The following is a 13,980-nucleotide window of genomic DNA, read 5'->3' on the forward strand; positions in this document are numbered from 1 at the left end:
CGGGATCCAGTCGCGTGAGCCCGATCACTTTGCTCGGACAAAGCGGACACAATCTTTGTGCACGCGTTCACAAAGACATAGCCTGCATTCGACGGGGCGGTCCTGGGACATACGGCCGCCTGCAGCCCCGCTCATCCCGCAGGAGCACCGTGGCAACTGGCCGAACTCACCGACCGGCGACCCGTAGCCGAGGAATCCCCGAGGCCACCGTCGCCAGGCTCCCGCTGTATCTGCGGGCGCTCACCGCTCTCTCCGAGCGCTCCGTACCCACGGTCTCCTCCGAGGAACTGGCGACCGCGGCCGGGGTCAACTCCGCGAAGCTGCGGAAGGACTTCTCCTACCTCGGTTCGTACGGCACCCGCGGCGTGGGCTACGACGTGGAGTATCTCGTCTACCAGATCTCCCGCGAGCTGGGGCTGACCCAGGACTGGCCGGTCGTGATCGTCGGGATCGGTAACCTCGGCGCCGCGCTCGCCAACTACGGCGGGTTCGCCTCCCGCGGTTTCCGGGTGGCCGCGCTGATAGACGCGGACCCGGCGATGGCCGGGAAGCCGGTCGCCGGGATGCCGGTCCAGCACACGGACGAGCTGGAGAAGATCATCAATGACAACGGCGTCTCGATCGGGGTCATCGCGACCCCCGCGGGCGCCGCGCAGCAGGTGTGCGAACGACTGGTGGCCGCCGGCGTGACCTCGATCCTGAACTTCGCGCCGACGGTCCTGTCCGTGCCCGAGGGCGTCGACGTGCGCAAGGTCGACCTCTCCATCGAGCTCCAGATCCTCGCCTTCCACGAGCAGCGCAAGGCCGGCGAGGACGCCGCGGCCGAGGCGGCCCTGCCCGCCGTCGCCCGGGACGACGCCGCCATCGAGGCCGCGGCCGACGATGTCGCCGCCAGCCGGAAGGGGCCCGACGGGGACGTCCCCGCGGTGATGCCGGCATGAGCCTCCTGGTCGTCGGCCTGAGCCACCGCAGCGCGCCGGTCAGCGTGCTGGAGCGCGCCGCGCTCGCCCCGGACGCGCAGGTCAAGCTGTTGCAGGACACGCTCGCCGCGGAGCCCGCGACCGAGGCCGCCGTGCTCGCCACCTGCAACCGCATCGAGCTGTACGCGGACGTCGACAAGTTCCACGCCGGGCTCGCCGAGCTGTCCACGCTGCTCGCCCAGCACAGCGGCGTCGGCCTGGACGAGCTCACGCCGTACCTCTACGTGCACTACGAGGACCGGGCCGTCCACCACCTGTTCTCGGTGGCCTGCGGTCTGGACTCGATGGTCGTCGGCGAGGGCCAGATCCTCGGCCAGATCAAGGACTCCCTGGCGGCGGGCCAGGAACTGCACACCGCCGGACGGCTGCTGAACGACCTGTTCCAGCAGGCCCTGCGGGTCGGCAAGCGCGCCCACAGCGAGACCGGCATCGACCGGGCCGGGCAGTCGCTCGTCACGTTCGGCCTGGAGCAGCTCGCCGCGGGCGAGCCCGTCGCGGACTGGGCCCGGAACAAGAACGCGCTGGTGATCGGCGCGGGCTCGATGTCCTCGCTGGCCGCCGCGACGCTCGCCCGGGCCGGGGTGGCGGAGATCGCCGTCGCCAACCGCACGGCGGCGCGCGCCGAGCGGCTGGTGGAGATCCTGACCCAGCCGGGCTCCACGGGCGTGCGCGCCCGCACCGTGGAGATGGGCGCCCTGGCCGAGGAGCTGGCGGACGCCGACATCGTCGTGTCCTGCACCGGCGCGACGGGCCTGGTGCTGACCGCGGACATGGTCGGGGCCGCGCTCGCGGAGCGTACGGCGCGTACCGCCGCCGCGGCGGGCGCCGCGGCGGGCGCCGACGGGCCGGGGCGCGCGGAGCCGCAGGCGTTCCTCGACCTCGCCATGCCCCGGGACGTCGACGCGGCCGTGCACCGCCTCGGCGCGGCGGTCCGGCTCGTGGACATCGAGTCGCTGGCCGAGGCGTCCGCCGACGCCCCGATGGCGGCCGACGTGGACCAGGTGCGGACCATCGTCTCCGACGAGGTGGCGGCCTTCGGCGCCGCCCAGCGCGCCGCTCACATCACCCCGACCGTGGTCGCGCTGCGCGCCATGGCCGCCGACGTGGTGCGCAGCGAGGTCACGCGGCTGGAGGGCAGGCTGCCCGGCCTCGGCGAGAAGGAGCGCTCCGAGATCACCAGGACCGTGCGCCGCGTCGTCGACAAGCTCCTGCACGCGCCCACCGTGCGGGTCAAGCAACTCGCCGGCGAGCCCGGCGGCGCCGGGTACGCGGACGCGCTGCGCGAACTCTTCGACCTCGACCCGCAGACGGTCGCCGCCGTCAGCCGGGCCGACCTGAATGACACCGACGGTGTAGGCAGAGGGCGAGTATGACCGACAAGGCATGGAAGCCCGACAGGGCGCTGAGACTGGGGACGAGGCGCAGTCCGCTCGCCCTCGCCCAGTCGCGGCGCGTCGCCGAGGAGGTGCGCGCGCTGACCGGGCATCCGGTCGAGCTGGTCGAGATCACCACGTACGGCGACACCTCGCGCGAGAGCCTGGCGCGGATCGGCGGTTCCGGCGTCTTCGTGACCGCGCTGCGCGAGGCGCTGCTGCGCGGCGAGGTCGACTTCGCCGTGCACTCGCTCAAGGACCTGCCCACCACCGAGCCCGAGGGCCTGACGCTGGCGGCCGTGCCCGTCCGTGAGGACGTGCGGGACGTGCTGGTCGCGCGGGACGGGCTGACCCTGGAGCAGCTGCCCGCCGGCGCGCGCGTCGGTACGGGGGCGCCGCGCCGGATGGCCCAGCTGGGCGCGTACGCACGCAGCCGGGACCGCGCCTTCGAAACCGTTCCGATCAGGGGGAATGTCGACACCCGGATCGGCTATGTCCGCAGGGGGGAGCTCGACGCCGTCGTGCTCGCCGCCGCCGGGCTTCACCGCATCGGCAGGACGGAAGAGGTGACCGACTTCCTGTCGGTCGACACCGTCCTGCCCGCCCCCGGCCAGGGGGCCCTGGCAGTCGAGTGTGCCGCGGTCGACGTGGACCTCGCCGCCGCGCTCGCCGGACTCGACGACCCGCACAGCCGGGTCGCCGTGACCGCCGAGCGATCCCTGCTCGCCGCCCTGGAGGCCGGCTGCAGCGCCCCTGTGGGCGCGCTGGCCGACCTGCTGGCCGACGGACAGGTTGTCAACGAAATGCGCCTGCGCGGTGTCGTCGGTACGACCGACGGCTCGACGCTGGTGCAGCTGTCCACCACCGGTCCCGTACCCATGTCGCACGGCGACGCCGTCGCGCTCGGTCGCGAGCTCGCGTCCGAGATGCTCGCCAAGGGTGCGGCCGGTCTTATGGGGGAGCGAGCACTTTGAGCCCCACCACCTCTGACCGTCCGGCCTGCTCCGCATCGGGGCATGTCACCTTCCTCGGTGCCGGCCCCGGAGATCCGGGCCTGCTGACTCTGCGCGCCGTCGAGGCGCTCGCGGGAGCGGATGTACTGATCGCCGAACCTGATGTGCTCGACGTTGTGCGCCGCCATGCCAGGGCGGGCGTGAGTACCCCCGCGCTGCCGGTAGTTGACGAAGCGTCAACAACCGCCGGAATCCCCGCGATCCGGGATGCGGCCAATATTGTCATGGAGGCCGCGCGGGGCGGCAGGCGGGTGGTGCGTGCGGTCTCGGGCGACCCGGGGCTGGACGCCGACGCGGGCACCGAGATGCTCGCCTGCGCCGCCGCCGGCATCCCCTTCGAGGTCGTGCCCGGGGTGGCCGCCGCCGTCGGCGTGCCCGCGTACGCCGGGGTGCCGCTGCGGGACGCGCAGGGGACGGACGTGCGCTTCATCGACGCCCGTACGGCCGACGAGCGCTGCTGGTCCGAGGTCGGCGCGAGCGACGGCACGGTCGTCGTCTCCACCGTTCTGGAGTCGGTCGCGGCGGCGGCGGGCGAGCTGGTCGCGGCCGGCCGCAAGCCGGACACGCCGATGACCGTCACCGTGGCCGGTACGACCACGCGCCAGCGCACGTGGAACGCGACGCTGGGCACGATCGCCCAGGTCTTCAAGCAGGCCAAGGTGCTGCCCTCGCCGGAGGGACGGCGGCCGGTGATAGCCGTGGTCGGTGAGCGCAGCGCGGCGGCGCAGCGGGACCAGCTCGCGTGGTTCGAGTCCAAGCCGCTGTTCGGCTGGAAGGTCCTCGTGCCCCGTACGAAGGAGCAGGCCGCCTCGCTCTCCGACCAGCTCAGGTCGTACGGCGCGGTCCCGCAGGAGGTGCCGACCATCGCGGTCGAGCCGCCGCGGACGCCGCAGCAGATGGAGCGCGCGGTCAAGGGCCTGGTCACCGGCCGCTACGAGTGGATCGCGTTCACCTCGGTCAACGCGGTGAAGGCGGTGCGGGAGAAGTTCGAGGAGTACGGGCTCGACGCCCGCGCCTTCGCCGGGATCAAGGTCGCCGCGGTGGGCGAGCAGACGGCCGCCGCGCTGGTCGACTTCGGCGTGAAGCCCGATCTCGTACCGTCCGGCGAGCAGTCGGCGGCCGGGCTGCTGGAGGACTGGCCGCCGTACGACCCGGTCTTCGACCCGATCGACCGGGTGTTCCTGCCGAGGGCCGACATCGCCACCGAGACCCTGGTGGCGGGGCTGATCGAGCTGGGCTGGGAGGTCGACGACGTCACGGCGTACCGCACCGTGCGCGCCTCGCCGCCGCCGGCGGAGACCCGTGAGGCGATCAAGGGCGGTGGCTTCGACGCGGTGCTCTTCACCTCGTCCTCGACCGTGCGCAACCTGGTCGGCATCGCGGGCAAGCCGCACAACGTGACGGTGATCGCCTGTATCGGACCGGCGACGGCGAAGACCGCGGAGGAGCACGGGCTGCGGGTGGACGTGCTCTCGCCGGAGCCGTCGGTGCACAGGCTGGCGGAGGCGCTGGCCGCGTTCGGCACGCAGCGCCGGGAGGCGGCGAAGGAGGCCGGCGAGCCGGTGACCCGGCCGAGCGAGCGGCGCCCGGGCGGACGGCGGAGGCGTTCGACGTCGACGACGTGACGCGCCGGTGGCGTGGCGTGCCCACATGAGGTGACGGCGGTGCGGCGACGCGCGGGTGAGTCCCGCGCGGCGCCGCACGGCTGTTTCGTCCTGCCTTTGTCTCGTTCTGCCTTTGTGTGGCGGTGGGGATGTGTTCGGGCTCCGCGCGACCTCTAAGGGTTAAGTACGACCTTTCCGGCGACGGTGCCGGACTCGGCCAGGCGCAGGGCCTCGCCGACGCGGGCGAGCGGCAGTCGGGCGGCGATCCGGGGGGTGACGTCGCCGCGTTCGAGGGCCGCGAAGACCTGGGTGAGGTCGGCGCGCAGCCGGGACCTGAACCGGTTCTTGTTCAGGGACCGGCCGGCCCAGAGGTTGAAGAAGTGGGCGCGGCGGCGGTTGGGCAGGGCGTTCCACAGCCAGACCCGGCCGAGCAGCTTGAGGACGGGCCACTGCCTGGATCCCTCGTCGTCCCGGGTGGAGGCGGTGCCGTAGGAGACGAGCGTGCCGCCGGGGGCGAGGAGACGCCAGGAGTCGACGATGCCCGCGCCGCCGACGTGGTCGAAGACGGCGTCGACGCCTGAGGGGACGAGTTCGCGGACCCGGGCGGGGACGTCCTCGGTGCGGTGGTCGACGGGGTGGACGCCCAGTTCCCGCAGGGCGTCGTGGTGGCGCGCGGACGCCGTACCGATGACGTTCGCGCCCGCGGCGTGGGCCAGCTGGACCAGGACCGAGCCGACGCCGCCGTTGGCGCCCAGCACCAGGACGGTCTGTCCCTGGCGGACGCGGGCCGTGCGGTGGAGCATCCGCCAGGCGGTGATGCCGTTGACCACCAGGGTCTCCGCCTCCGCCGCGCCGATCCCGTCGGGCACCGGCACGACGTCGGCCGCGTCGAGGAGTACGTGGCTGGCCCAGCCGCCGGTCTTGGTCAGCGCGGCCACCCGGACGCCGGCCAGGCCCGCGTCGACGCCCTCGCCGGTGGCCGCCACCGTGCCGACCAGGTCGTAGCCGGGCACGAACGGGAACGGCGGCTGGTCGTAGTAGCGGCCCCGGCGCATCTGCTGTTCGGCGAACGAGATGCCGGTCGCCTCCATCCGGACCAGGACCTGCCCCGGGCCGGGGGCGGGCACGGCTCCGTGCCGGATCCGGAGCCCTTCCGGCTCGACCCTGCCCGGCAGGACGACCTCGACGAGTCCTTCGGCGTTCATGACGACCTCCACCGCGCCGCTCGGCGCGTTATCGCTGCTTGCTGCCGTTAGAAGTTCTAACTCATCGCCGGAGAGAGTGTCAATAACGTTCGTGATAGGTTCTAACCGGAAGATGGGGTCACCCTCGCACGGCTGTGGAAAGGCGGCAGGCCATGGCGGAACCGGGCACGACGGCGGCGGGTACGGCAGCGGGTGCGAAGAGCCCGCGTGAGCGCTATCGCGCCCAGGTGCGCGCGGAGATCAAGGAACGGGCGTGGGAGCAGATCGCCACGTCGGGCGCCTCGGCGCTCTCGCTCAACGCGATCGCCAAGCGCATGGGCATGAGCGGACCCGCGCTGTACCGGTACTTCGCGGGCCGGGACGAGCTCATGACCGAGCTCATCAGGGACGCGTACCGCAGCCTCGCCGACACCTTCCAGGCGGTCCGCGCTTCCGGTTCCGGCGGCGGTGTGGCCGCGCTGGCGCACGCGCTGCGCGACTGGGCGCTGGCCGACCCCCAGCGCTACTTCCTCATCTACGGCACCCCCGTGCCCGGCTACCACGCGCCCGACGACACCACCGCGATCTCCGTCGAGATCGTGACGGTCCTCCTCGACGCCTGGTCCGAACTGCCCTCGGACCCGCCCGCTTCAACCTCGGACCGGCCCGCTTCAACCTCGGACCGGCCCGCGGCGCCGTTCGAGGAACACCTCGCGGACCACCGGCAGTGGGCCGCCGGCCACCCCGCCCCACCGGCGGCCCTCCGTCGGACCATGGCCTTCTGGACCCGGCTGCACGGCGTGCTGTCCCTGGAACTCGCGGGCCAGTTCACCGGTATGGACTTCGACCCCGCGCTGCTCTTCGAGGCCGAGCTGGAGGATCTGCTGCGGGACTGACGGAGCCGGCCGGGGCCGCGCGGGCGTTTCCGGTCGAGGTGTCGGTAAAGGGACGGTGGGAGCGGGTCTATCGTCGGAGGGGGTCCGACGGCCGGCCGGGCCCGTACGGCTGAGAAGCCTGTGAAACGCGACACCGAGAAGGCGATCGACCCATGACTGTGTACGGATCCTTCCCCGGCGCCCGCCCGCGCCGCCTGCGAGTCAACCCGGTGATGCGGCGCATGGTCGCCGAGACCCGGCTGCACCCGGCCGACCTGATCCTGCCCGCCTTCGTACGGGAAGGGGCCGGCGAGCCCGTTCCCATCGCCGCGATGCCCGGCGTCGTCCAGCACACGCTGGACACGCTGCGCAAGGCCGCCGCGGACGCGGCCGCCGCGGGCGTCTCCGGGATCATGCTCTTCGGCGTCCCGGAGGAGTCCAAGAAGGACGCGAACGGCACCGCGGGCACCGACCCCGACGGGATCCTCCAGGCCGGGATCCGCGCGGTGCGGGCGGAGGTCGGCGACGACCTGGTCATCATGTCCGACCTGTGCCTCGACGAGTACACCGACCACGGCCACTGCGGGGTCCTCGACGCCGAGGGCCGCGTCGACAACGACGCGACGCTGGAGCGGTACGCCGAGATGGCCCAGGTCCAGGCCGACGCGGGCGTCCACGCGGTGGGGCCCAGCGGCATGATGGACGGCCAGATCGGTGTCGTCCGGGAGGCCCTGGACACGATCGGCAAGGAGGACGTCTCGATCCTCGCGTACACGGCGAAGTACTCGTCGGCGTTCTACGGGCCGTTCCGGGAGGCCGTCGGCTCCTCGCTCAAGGGCGACCGCAAGACCTACCAGCAGGACCCGGCCAACGTCCGCGAGTCCCTGCGCGAGCTGGCGCTCGACCTGGAGGAGGGCGCGGACATGGTCATGGTCAAGCCGGCCCTGCCCTACCTCGACGTGCTGGCGCGGATCGCGGACGAGGCGGACGTGCCGGTCGCGGCGTACCAGATCTCCGGGGAGTACGCGATGGTCGAGGCGGCGGCCGAGAAGGGCTGGATCGACCGGGACGCGGCGATCCTGGAGACGCTGACGGGGATCAAGCGCGCGGGCGCGAACATGATCCTGACGTACTGGGCGACGGAGGTCGCGGGGCGGCTGTAGGCCGCGCGGCCCGGTCCGGTCAGGGCGCGAAGACGGTGCTGGCCAGGGCCACGTGGACGGCGGTGCCGGCCAGGATGCTGAGGAGCGCGTTGCGGCGCCACAGGTGCAGGCCGACGGTGACGGCCAGTGCCGACAGCGGGGCGAGGAGGCGCGGGGGATCGGCCAGGGGCAGATCCCGCAGGCAGTAGACGAGAAGCATCACCATCACGCCGGCCGGCATGTGGGTGCTGAGGTAGTGGACGGTCCTGCTGGCGCGCAACGGGGTCAGGACGGCGAAGGGGAGGGCCCGCAGGCCCCAGGTGACGGCGGCCGAGAGGGCGACCGCCGCGAGCAGGTACGGCGTGTCCGGTGTCTCAGGCACGGGGCAGATCCTTCTCGTCGCCGGTCTTGTTCCTGGCCCGGGGCTCGTCTTCGCTCCCGTTCCCGCTCCCGGTTCCGCTCCCGTTCTCGGTTCCGCTCCCGGTTCCGGTTCCGCTCCCGGTTCCGGGCTCGGCTCCTGTCCTGGCCCTGGCGGTGAGGAGGTACCGGGCCAGCAGCCCGGCGGTGAACAGGGCGAAAGCGACGAGCAGCAGCCGGCCGGGGAGGACGAGGCGGGCCACCAGCGCGCTGAGCAGGGCGATGACCGGGGTCGGGAGATCGCGGTCGGCCCGTACGGCATCCAGGGCCAGGACCGTGAACAGCGCGGTCAGCGCGAAGTCCAGGCCGGTGACCCGGTCGGGTATCACCGCGCCCAGCAGGGCCCCGATCGTGGCGCCGGCGACCCAGTACAGATGGACGAACCCCTGGAGCCACAGGATGCGCCTGCCCGACGCCGTCCGCGCCGCCCCGCTCGTGGTCAGCGCGTACGCCTCGTCGGTCATCGCGAAGGTGCTGTACGCCCTGGCCGCGCGGCCCCGGACGCGGTGCAGGGGGAAGGACAGCGAATAGAACACGTGCCGGACGTTGACCAGGAAGGCGGTCAGGCCGATGGTCGCCAGCGGCGCGAGTGTGGTGACGAGGCCCACCAGCAGGAACTCGAACGAGCCGGCGTAGACGAGCGCCGCGAAGGCCGTCGCCCACCACCAGTCGAGGCCGGAATGGGTGAGGACCACGCCGAAGGCTATGCCGAGCGGGATCAGGGCCGGTCCGACGGCTCCGGAGTCCTTGAGCGCGCCCCACGCCTCGGAAGCGGCCCGGGGCGCGGGCGGGGGCGCGGGGGCAGGCGGAGCAGGGCCGTCGACGGCGGCCGGAGGTGTTCCCATGAGGAAATATTAGGATGAAATGGCCAGAATATGGTTTCTGATTGTGGCTCTAGAGTGATGCCATGGGTAATGAAGTAACGCTCGATCGCATCGATCGGGATATTTTGTTTCACCTGCGCCAGGACGGGCGGCTGACCAACGTCGACCTGGCCAAGCGGGTCGGCCTGACCCCGCCCCCGTGCCTGCGCCGGGTCAAACGGCTGGAGGAGGCCGGCGTCATCACCGGCTACCGCGCAGCCATCGACCCGGCCGCCCTCGGCCGTGGGCTGGAAGTCCTCGTCGACATCGAGGTCTACGCGAACGATCAGAAGACCATCGAGGCGTTCGAGACCACCGTGTCGGCGTATGACGAGGTCATCGAGTTCCGCCGGATGTTCGGCCGACCGGACTACTTCCTCCGCGTCGCCGTCGCCGACTCGGCGGCCTACGAGGTCTTCCTGACCGCCAAGCTCGGTGGGCTCCCCGGCGTCCTGCGGATGGAGTCGCACCTGACCATGAAGACGATCAAGTCGGACGGCTGATCGGGCTGATCGGGCTGTTCGTGCGGGGCACCCGCCGTCTCATCCCCATACGGCTCCGGCGGCGGCGACCCCCGCGTACGCCGCGCCGAGCCCCGCCACCACGCTCCCGACGGCGTTGGCCACGGCGTAGAACGCCGCGCCGTCCTCGGCCAGTCGCAGCGTCTCGTAGCTGAAGGTCGAGTACGTCGTCAGCGCCCCGCACAGCCCCGTACCCACGAGCAGCCGCACGGACGAGGACGCCGCCCCCGCCGTGACCGCGCCCGTCAGCAGCCCGAGGATCAGGCAGCCCGTCACATTGACCACGAACGTGCCCCACGGGAAGACGCTGTCGTGCCTGGCCTGGACGGCGCGGTCGGTCAGATAGCGCAGCGGACCGCCGACGGCCGCGCCGGCCAGCACCAGGAGCCAGTTCATTCCGCCGTCTCCCCGGTCTCTCCCGTTTCCCCGGTTCCGGTACCGGAACCGGAACCGGAACCGAGGGCACCGGGGCGGCCCGCAGTCCGGTCACGGCCCACATAGCGGATCACCTCGCAGTCGTCGAGGATCACCAGCCCCTCCTCGACCAGTTCGTCCAACTGCGGCAGGAAGGCCCGGATCTTCGCCCCGGCGTCCACGATCACCACCGCCACCGGCAGGTCCTCGCTCAGCGACAGCAGCCGGTGCGTATGGATCAGCGACGACGCCCCGTACCCCTCGATCCCCCGGAACACACTGGCCCCGCCCAGCCCCGCCGCCCGGGCCCGGTGCACGATCTCCGCGTACACGGGCTTGTGGTGCCACAGATCGGACTCCCCGACGAAGATCGTCACACGCAGTGCCGTACCCGCCAGTCTCGTCATGCCCGCCTCCACGCCACGAGGCGGCGCGTCAGCCACACCGCCGCCCACACCGCCGCGAGCGCCGCGAGCAGTGTCGCTCCCAGGTATGTCATGCCCGTACGCGCCCGGCCCGCGTCGAGCAGCCGCTGGATGTCCACCGCATAGGTGGAGAACGTCGTGAACCCGCCGAGCACGCCCGTCCCGACGAACGGCCGCAGCAGCCTGTGCGCGGACCATACGTCGCTGATCAGCACCATGAACACGCCGATCGCCGCGCAGCCGGTCACGTTCACGGCGAACGTCGTCCAGGGGAAGCCGTCCACCGGCATCGGCCAGGCCAGCGAGGCCGCGTACCGTGCCGTCGCGCCCAGCATCGCGCCCAACGCGACGACGGACACAACAGACCACGGCACCCGGGCCCGCTCCCGCCGCCGCGCGGGGACGGAGAGATCGACATCGGGACCGGCGGGCTCCCGGCCGTCCTGGCCGGCCTGGCTGTCCCGGCCGGCCGGGTCGTCCTGGGCACGCACCACTCGGCTCCAGGGGGCTCGCACGGGGTCGGTCACTCCTACTCGCCGGGCACCCGCGCGGTGGACGCGGGCGCGCTTCGTCGCAAGTAGGGACCGTTGGCGGCCCGTCGGCCGCGGTTCGGGTACGGCGGGCCCCACCGCCGCGCGACGACCGTGGACCCGGCCGCCGCTCAGTCGCACATCTGCTCGTACGTCTGCTGTGCGCTTCTGCTCTGTCAGTACGACCAGGGTACGCGGGAAGACCCGGGCATCCCACCGCGGGCCAGGTACGTGCCGTACCAGTGGATCCGCGTTCCGCCGCCGACCGGCCCCTGCCCGGATCATGAGCGGAAACGCGAAAGTGCCTTCTCGACTGGGACGACAGGGCTTGTCCAAGGCTGCTGTCGTCCCAGCGGGAGGGCACTTTCCACGTTCGACGCGCTACCGTCGGCCAGGCACGGGGTCGTCAGCCGCGGACGGCGATCGTGGCGTCGAGTTCCACCAGGGCACCTTGCGGCAGCACATGGGCCGGCAAGGCGGTCCGAGCGTGACGACCCGCGTCACCCAGGACGTCGAGCAACAGCTGCGAAGCCCCGTCGATCACCGACGGCTGGTCCACGAAGGTCGCCGAACTCGAGGCCCAGGCATTGAGCTTCAGTATCCGCCGCACCTGGTCGAGGCCGACCGCGTCATTGATGCGCGCCAGGAGGTTGAGCGCAGCGGTTCTCGCGGCGGTCACTCCGTCGGCCACGGTGGCATCGTCTCCCAGGCGGCCCCGCAGGATCTCGCCCGAGGCGGTCCGTGAGATCTGGCCGGACACGTACAGCAGATCGCCCCATCGAGTGGTCGCCTCATACGCGTAGCGGGGCGCACCGAGCACCGGAAGCTCGATGGACAGCGCCTTGAGGCGCTCCTGCACATCAGTCATGTCGCATCCTGGTTCAACAAGCCGGACGAGTGGCACGCGCGCGCGTTCTGTGCGGCGCGCCGGGCCCGCTCCCGGCGAACGGTTCGGCTCTCGGGTGGTCCAGCCGTCATCGCATGCTCACGATGTAGGTACGGTCGCGTCCGATGTACCAGAGGTCCTCGGTGCCGATCGCCGCGTTCTCATAGCGCCAGGGGATCTCGGCGGCGCCGTACGAACCGACCTCGAGGACGTGCTTGTAGCCGGGCCGGAGCTCGTTGGCGAATGACTCCTGCTTGCCCATGAGGTGGCCGACGTTGCGCTTGCGGTACTCCGTGTTGAAGTCGACGTCCGTCCCGAGCATCCCGATCCGGACCATCCGGTCCAGGTGCGGCGCCAGGTAGCGCATGGTTCCCTCATGCACGTCCTCGCACACCACGCCGGGCCTGAGCTGCCCGATGATGCCCTCACGCACCACCTCGAAGAAGAAGCGGTACGCCTCCTTCGCCGCCGCGGTGCGGGGCAGCGAGCGGGCCATGTCGGAGGTGGCGACGGTGACCCCGTCGAACACGACGCGCACTCCGGCGTCGAGCTGGATGCACGTCGTCTCGTTGTTGATCGGGTAGTCGACCGGCGGGCCGGGGAAGAGCATCCGGTTCGACGAGTGGAGGTTGGTGAAGTACGGCTCGACGCCGAAGGGGATCTCGTTCACCGTGCGGAACTCGACGATCTTCTCGAGGTACACCGCGTTGATGTCGAGCTCGGTGAACGAGCGGCCGGCGTCGAGGCCCTCCTCCGCCCAGGCCAGCGCCTCCTCGATGGCGAACACGCTCGCCCGGGCGGCGACGACCTGGAAGGCGAGGTCCTCGTGATCGCGGATGTCCCGCCAGTGGCCGAGGTCTGTCGAGACCGGAACCAGTTCCGCTCCCTCGCGTTCGAGCTCGCGGGCCAGGCCGACGCTGATCCACTCGTCCTCGACCCCGGTCCGCGCGCCACCGGCCAGCGCCCGGACGGCCGCACCGATGGACGGGAACCGGCCGACGGCCGCCCCGGGGACCCCGGAGGTTCCCTCGGGCGCCAGCACGATCAGCCGGTCCGGACCGGCCAGCCACAGGCCGACCGCGCCATCCGGCTGGGCGAACCCGGTCGCCTCGGTGAAGTTGGGGGGCGCGGCGATCAGCAGCGCGTCGAGAGAGCGGTCCCCGACGAGCGTTTTCAGTGCCGAGAACCGGCTGTCCTTGTCGGAGGTGAACTCCTCCGCGAGGCCGGAGAGGTGTTCGACGTTCTCGATGAGCCGTCGCGCGGTGTGGACGCCCGTCTCGCGCCACGCCGCGAACCTCGCCAGGACCTCCTCGGGGTCGAGCTCGTAAGCGGTGACCGGGGTGGGGTCCTGGTCGGCGACGACGAGCTCGACGGAGCCGGACAAGGTGCGGTAGTGGCTGTAGACGACGTCGGCGGCGAGGCGCACCGCGGCGCCGTCGGCGAGTTCCCGCACCAGGGCCGTCAGGGACTCCGAGGCGGGAGTGTCGGCGACTATTCGGGGGTCGATCGTGACCCAGGGAGCGTAGAACCTGATCTGGTCCTTGGGGACCCCGGCGGAGAGGGCGTTGCCCTGCTCCTGTTGGCGTACGAGCAGGTACCGGTCCGTGTCGGTCTGTGCGATCAGTGGTGCGACGAGCGGGTAGGAGTCGAGGCGGATCGCGGAGAACAGGAGGCTCTTGCGCGCGTTGAGTCCGTAGGTTTCTTCGACCTGCGAGGGGTTCGCGGTGAGGCTCAGCATGGGTGCTCCTCTGCT

The 13,980-nt window shown here is 71.8% G+C and carries 15 protein-coding genes; 7 read left to right on the forward strand and 8 right to left on the reverse strand.

Annotated elements, in window-relative coordinates; translation table 11 throughout:
• The first annotated feature begins 149 nt into the window (after positions 1 to 149).
• From IG02_RS0103845 to IG02_RS0103860, 4 genes are read left to right on the forward strand one after another with little or no spacing between them, the layout of a single operon-like run.
• Positions 150 to 941, forward strand: a complete 792-nt coding sequence (locus tag IG02_RS0103845; RefSeq protein WP_030741823.1) for a redox-sensing transcriptional repressor Rex — start codon at positions 150 to 152, stop codon at positions 939 to 941.
• Complete coding sequence (locus tag IG02_RS0103850) at positions 938 to 2,353, forward strand: glutamyl-tRNA reductase (RefSeq protein ID WP_030741826.1); 1,416 nt, start codon at positions 938 to 940, stop codon at positions 2,351 to 2,353. The genes IG02_RS0103845 and IG02_RS0103850 overlap by 4 nt, the downstream gene beginning before the upstream one ends.
• Entirely contained in the window at positions 2,350 to 3,327 is a 978-nt protein-coding gene (hemC, locus tag IG02_RS0103855; protein ID WP_030741828.1) for a hydroxymethylbilane synthase, read from the forward strand. Before IG02_RS0103850 ends, hemC begins: the two co-directional genes overlap by 4 nt.
• Positions 3,324 to 4,991, forward strand: coding sequence for a uroporphyrinogen-III synthase (locus tag IG02_RS0103860; protein WP_030741831.1), 1,668 nt, complete (start codon positions 3,324 to 3,326; stop codon positions 4,989 to 4,991). Before hemC ends, IG02_RS0103860 begins: the two co-directional genes overlap by 4 nt.
• 152 nt (positions 4,992 to 5,143) lie before the next feature.
• On the opposite strand, the gene IG02_RS0103865 is transcribed toward IG02_RS0103860, so the two are convergent.
• Positions 5,144 to 6,175 (reverse strand): medium chain dehydrogenase/reductase family protein, encoded by a 1,032-nt coding sequence (locus tag IG02_RS0103865; RefSeq protein WP_030741834.1) that lies wholly within the window; start codon positions 6,173 to 6,175, stop codon positions 5,144 to 5,146.
• A 152-nt stretch (positions 6,176 to 6,327) separates the two neighbouring features.
• Between IG02_RS0103865 and IG02_RS0103870 the strand changes: the two genes are divergently transcribed.
• Together IG02_RS0103870 and hemB are read left to right on the forward strand one after the other, a co-directional pair.
• Complete coding sequence (locus IG02_RS0103870; protein WP_030741836.1) at positions 6,328 to 7,050, forward strand: TetR/AcrR family transcriptional regulator; 723 nt, start codon at positions 6,328 to 6,330, stop codon at positions 7,048 to 7,050.
• A 152-nt stretch (positions 7,051 to 7,202) separates the two neighbouring features.
• A complete protein-coding gene (hemB, locus tag IG02_RS0103875; RefSeq protein WP_030741839.1) occupies positions 7,203 to 8,192 on the forward strand; it encodes a porphobilinogen synthase in 990 nt (329 codons plus the stop codon).
• 19 nt (positions 8,193 to 8,211) lie between these two features.
• On the opposite strand, the gene IG02_RS0103880 is transcribed toward hemB, so the two are convergent.
• Together IG02_RS0103880 and IG02_RS0103885 are read right to left on the reverse strand one after the other, a co-directional pair.
• The gene (locus tag IG02_RS0103880) at positions 8,212 to 8,553 is read right to left on the reverse strand and encodes a branched-chain amino acid transporter permease (protein WP_030741840.1); all 342 of its coding nucleotides are present in this window, start codon (positions 8,551 to 8,553) and stop codon (positions 8,212 to 8,214) included.
• Positions 8,546 to 9,433 (reverse strand): AzlC family ABC transporter permease, encoded by an 888-nt coding sequence (locus tag IG02_RS0103885; RefSeq protein ID WP_078854180.1) that lies wholly within the window; start codon positions 9,431 to 9,433, stop codon positions 8,546 to 8,548. Before IG02_RS0103885 ends, IG02_RS0103880 begins: the two co-directional genes overlap by 8 nt.
• A 62-nt stretch (positions 9,434 to 9,495) precedes the next feature.
• Here IG02_RS0103885 and IG02_RS0103890 point away from each other — a divergent pair, with 62 nt between their 5' ends.
• Complete coding sequence (locus IG02_RS0103890) at positions 9,496 to 9,954, forward strand: Lrp/AsnC family transcriptional regulator (RefSeq protein ID WP_030741844.1); 459 nt, start codon at positions 9,496 to 9,498, stop codon at positions 9,952 to 9,954.
• Positions 9,955 to 9,993: 39 nt separating this feature from the next.
• On the opposite strand, the gene crcB is transcribed toward IG02_RS0103890, so the two are convergent.
• The 5 genes from crcB to IG02_RS0103915 form a co-directional block, all read right to left on the reverse strand.
• A complete protein-coding gene (gene crcB, locus IG02_RS0103895) occupies positions 9,994 to 10,368 on the reverse strand; it encodes a fluoride efflux transporter CrcB (RefSeq protein WP_030741846.1) in 375 nt (124 codons plus the stop codon).
• Positions 10,365 to 10,793 carry a DUF190 domain-containing protein gene (locus IG02_RS0103900; RefSeq protein WP_078854212.1) on the reverse strand — a complete coding sequence of 143 codons (429 nt, stop codon included), beginning with the start codon at positions 10,791 to 10,793 and terminating at the stop codon, positions 10,365 to 10,367. Before IG02_RS0103900 ends, crcB begins: the two co-directional genes overlap by 4 nt.
• Positions 10,790 to 11,146 (reverse strand): fluoride efflux transporter FluC, encoded by a 357-nt coding sequence (locus IG02_RS42510; protein WP_420707719.1) that lies wholly within the window; start codon positions 11,144 to 11,146, stop codon positions 10,790 to 10,792. Before IG02_RS42510 ends, IG02_RS0103900 begins: the two co-directional genes overlap by 4 nt.
• Before the next feature lie 601 nt (positions 11,147 to 11,747).
• Positions 11,748 to 12,209 (reverse strand): RidA family protein, encoded by a 462-nt coding sequence (locus tag IG02_RS0103910; protein WP_030741854.1) that lies wholly within the window; start codon positions 12,207 to 12,209, stop codon positions 11,748 to 11,750.
• A 106-nt stretch (positions 12,210 to 12,315) separates the two neighbouring features.
• Complete coding sequence (locus IG02_RS0103915; protein ID WP_030741856.1) at positions 12,316 to 13,965, reverse strand: M24 family metallopeptidase; 1,650 nt, start codon at positions 13,963 to 13,965, stop codon at positions 12,316 to 12,318.
• Between the last annotated feature and the right edge of the window lie 15 nt (positions 13,966 to 13,980).

The sequence above is a fragment of the Streptomyces sp. NRRL F-5135 genome, from assembly GCF_000719775.1.
In the GTDB taxonomy this organism is placed as follows: Bacteria; Actinomycetota; Actinomycetes; order Streptomycetales; family Streptomycetaceae; genus Streptomyces; species Streptomyces hebeiensis.

Excerpts from the sequence above, each read along its gene's own strand:
- IG02_RS0103910 (WP_030741854.1), bottom strand. The coding sequence starts at position 12,209 with ATGACTGATGTGCAGGAGCGCCTCAAGGCGCTGTCCATCGAGCTTCCG.
- IG02_RS0103915 (WP_030741856.1), bottom strand. The coding sequence starts at position 13,965 with ATGCTGAGCCTCACCGCGAACCCCTCGCAGGTCGAAGAAACCTACGGA.
- IG02_RS0103885 (WP_078854180.1), bottom strand. The coding sequence starts at position 9,433 with ATGGGAACACCTCCGGCCGCCGTCGACGGCCCTGCTCCGCCTGCCCCC.
- IG02_RS42510 (WP_420707719.1), bottom strand. The coding sequence starts at position 11,146 with ATGCTGGGCGCGACGGCACGGTACGCGGCCTCGCTGGCCTGGCCGATG.
- IG02_RS0103890 (WP_030741844.1), top strand. The coding sequence starts at position 9,496 with ATGGGTAATGAAGTAACGCTCGATCGCATCGATCGGGATATTTTGTTT.
- IG02_RS0103865 (WP_030741834.1), bottom strand. The coding sequence starts at position 6,175 with ATGAACGCCGAAGGACTCGTCGAGGTCGTCCTGCCGGGCAGGGTCGAG.
- IG02_RS0103850 (WP_030741826.1), top strand. The coding sequence starts at position 938 with ATGAGCCTCCTGGTCGTCGGCCTGAGCCACCGCAGCGCGCCGGTCAGC.
- IG02_RS0103870 (WP_030741836.1), top strand. The coding sequence starts at position 6,328 with ATGGCGGAACCGGGCACGACGGCGGCGGGTACGGCAGCGGGTGCGAAG.
- IG02_RS0103900 (WP_078854212.1), bottom strand. The coding sequence starts at position 10,793 with ATGACGAGACTGGCGGGTACGGCACTGCGTGTGACGATCTTCGTCGGG.
- crcB (WP_030741846.1), bottom strand. The coding sequence starts at position 10,368 with ATGAACTGGCTCCTGGTGCTGGCCGGCGCGGCCGTCGGCGGTCCGCTG.
- hemC (WP_030741828.1), top strand. The coding sequence starts at position 2,350 with ATGACCGACAAGGCATGGAAGCCCGACAGGGCGCTGAGACTGGGGACG.
- hemB (WP_030741839.1), top strand. The coding sequence starts at position 7,203 with ATGACTGTGTACGGATCCTTCCCCGGCGCCCGCCCGCGCCGCCTGCGA.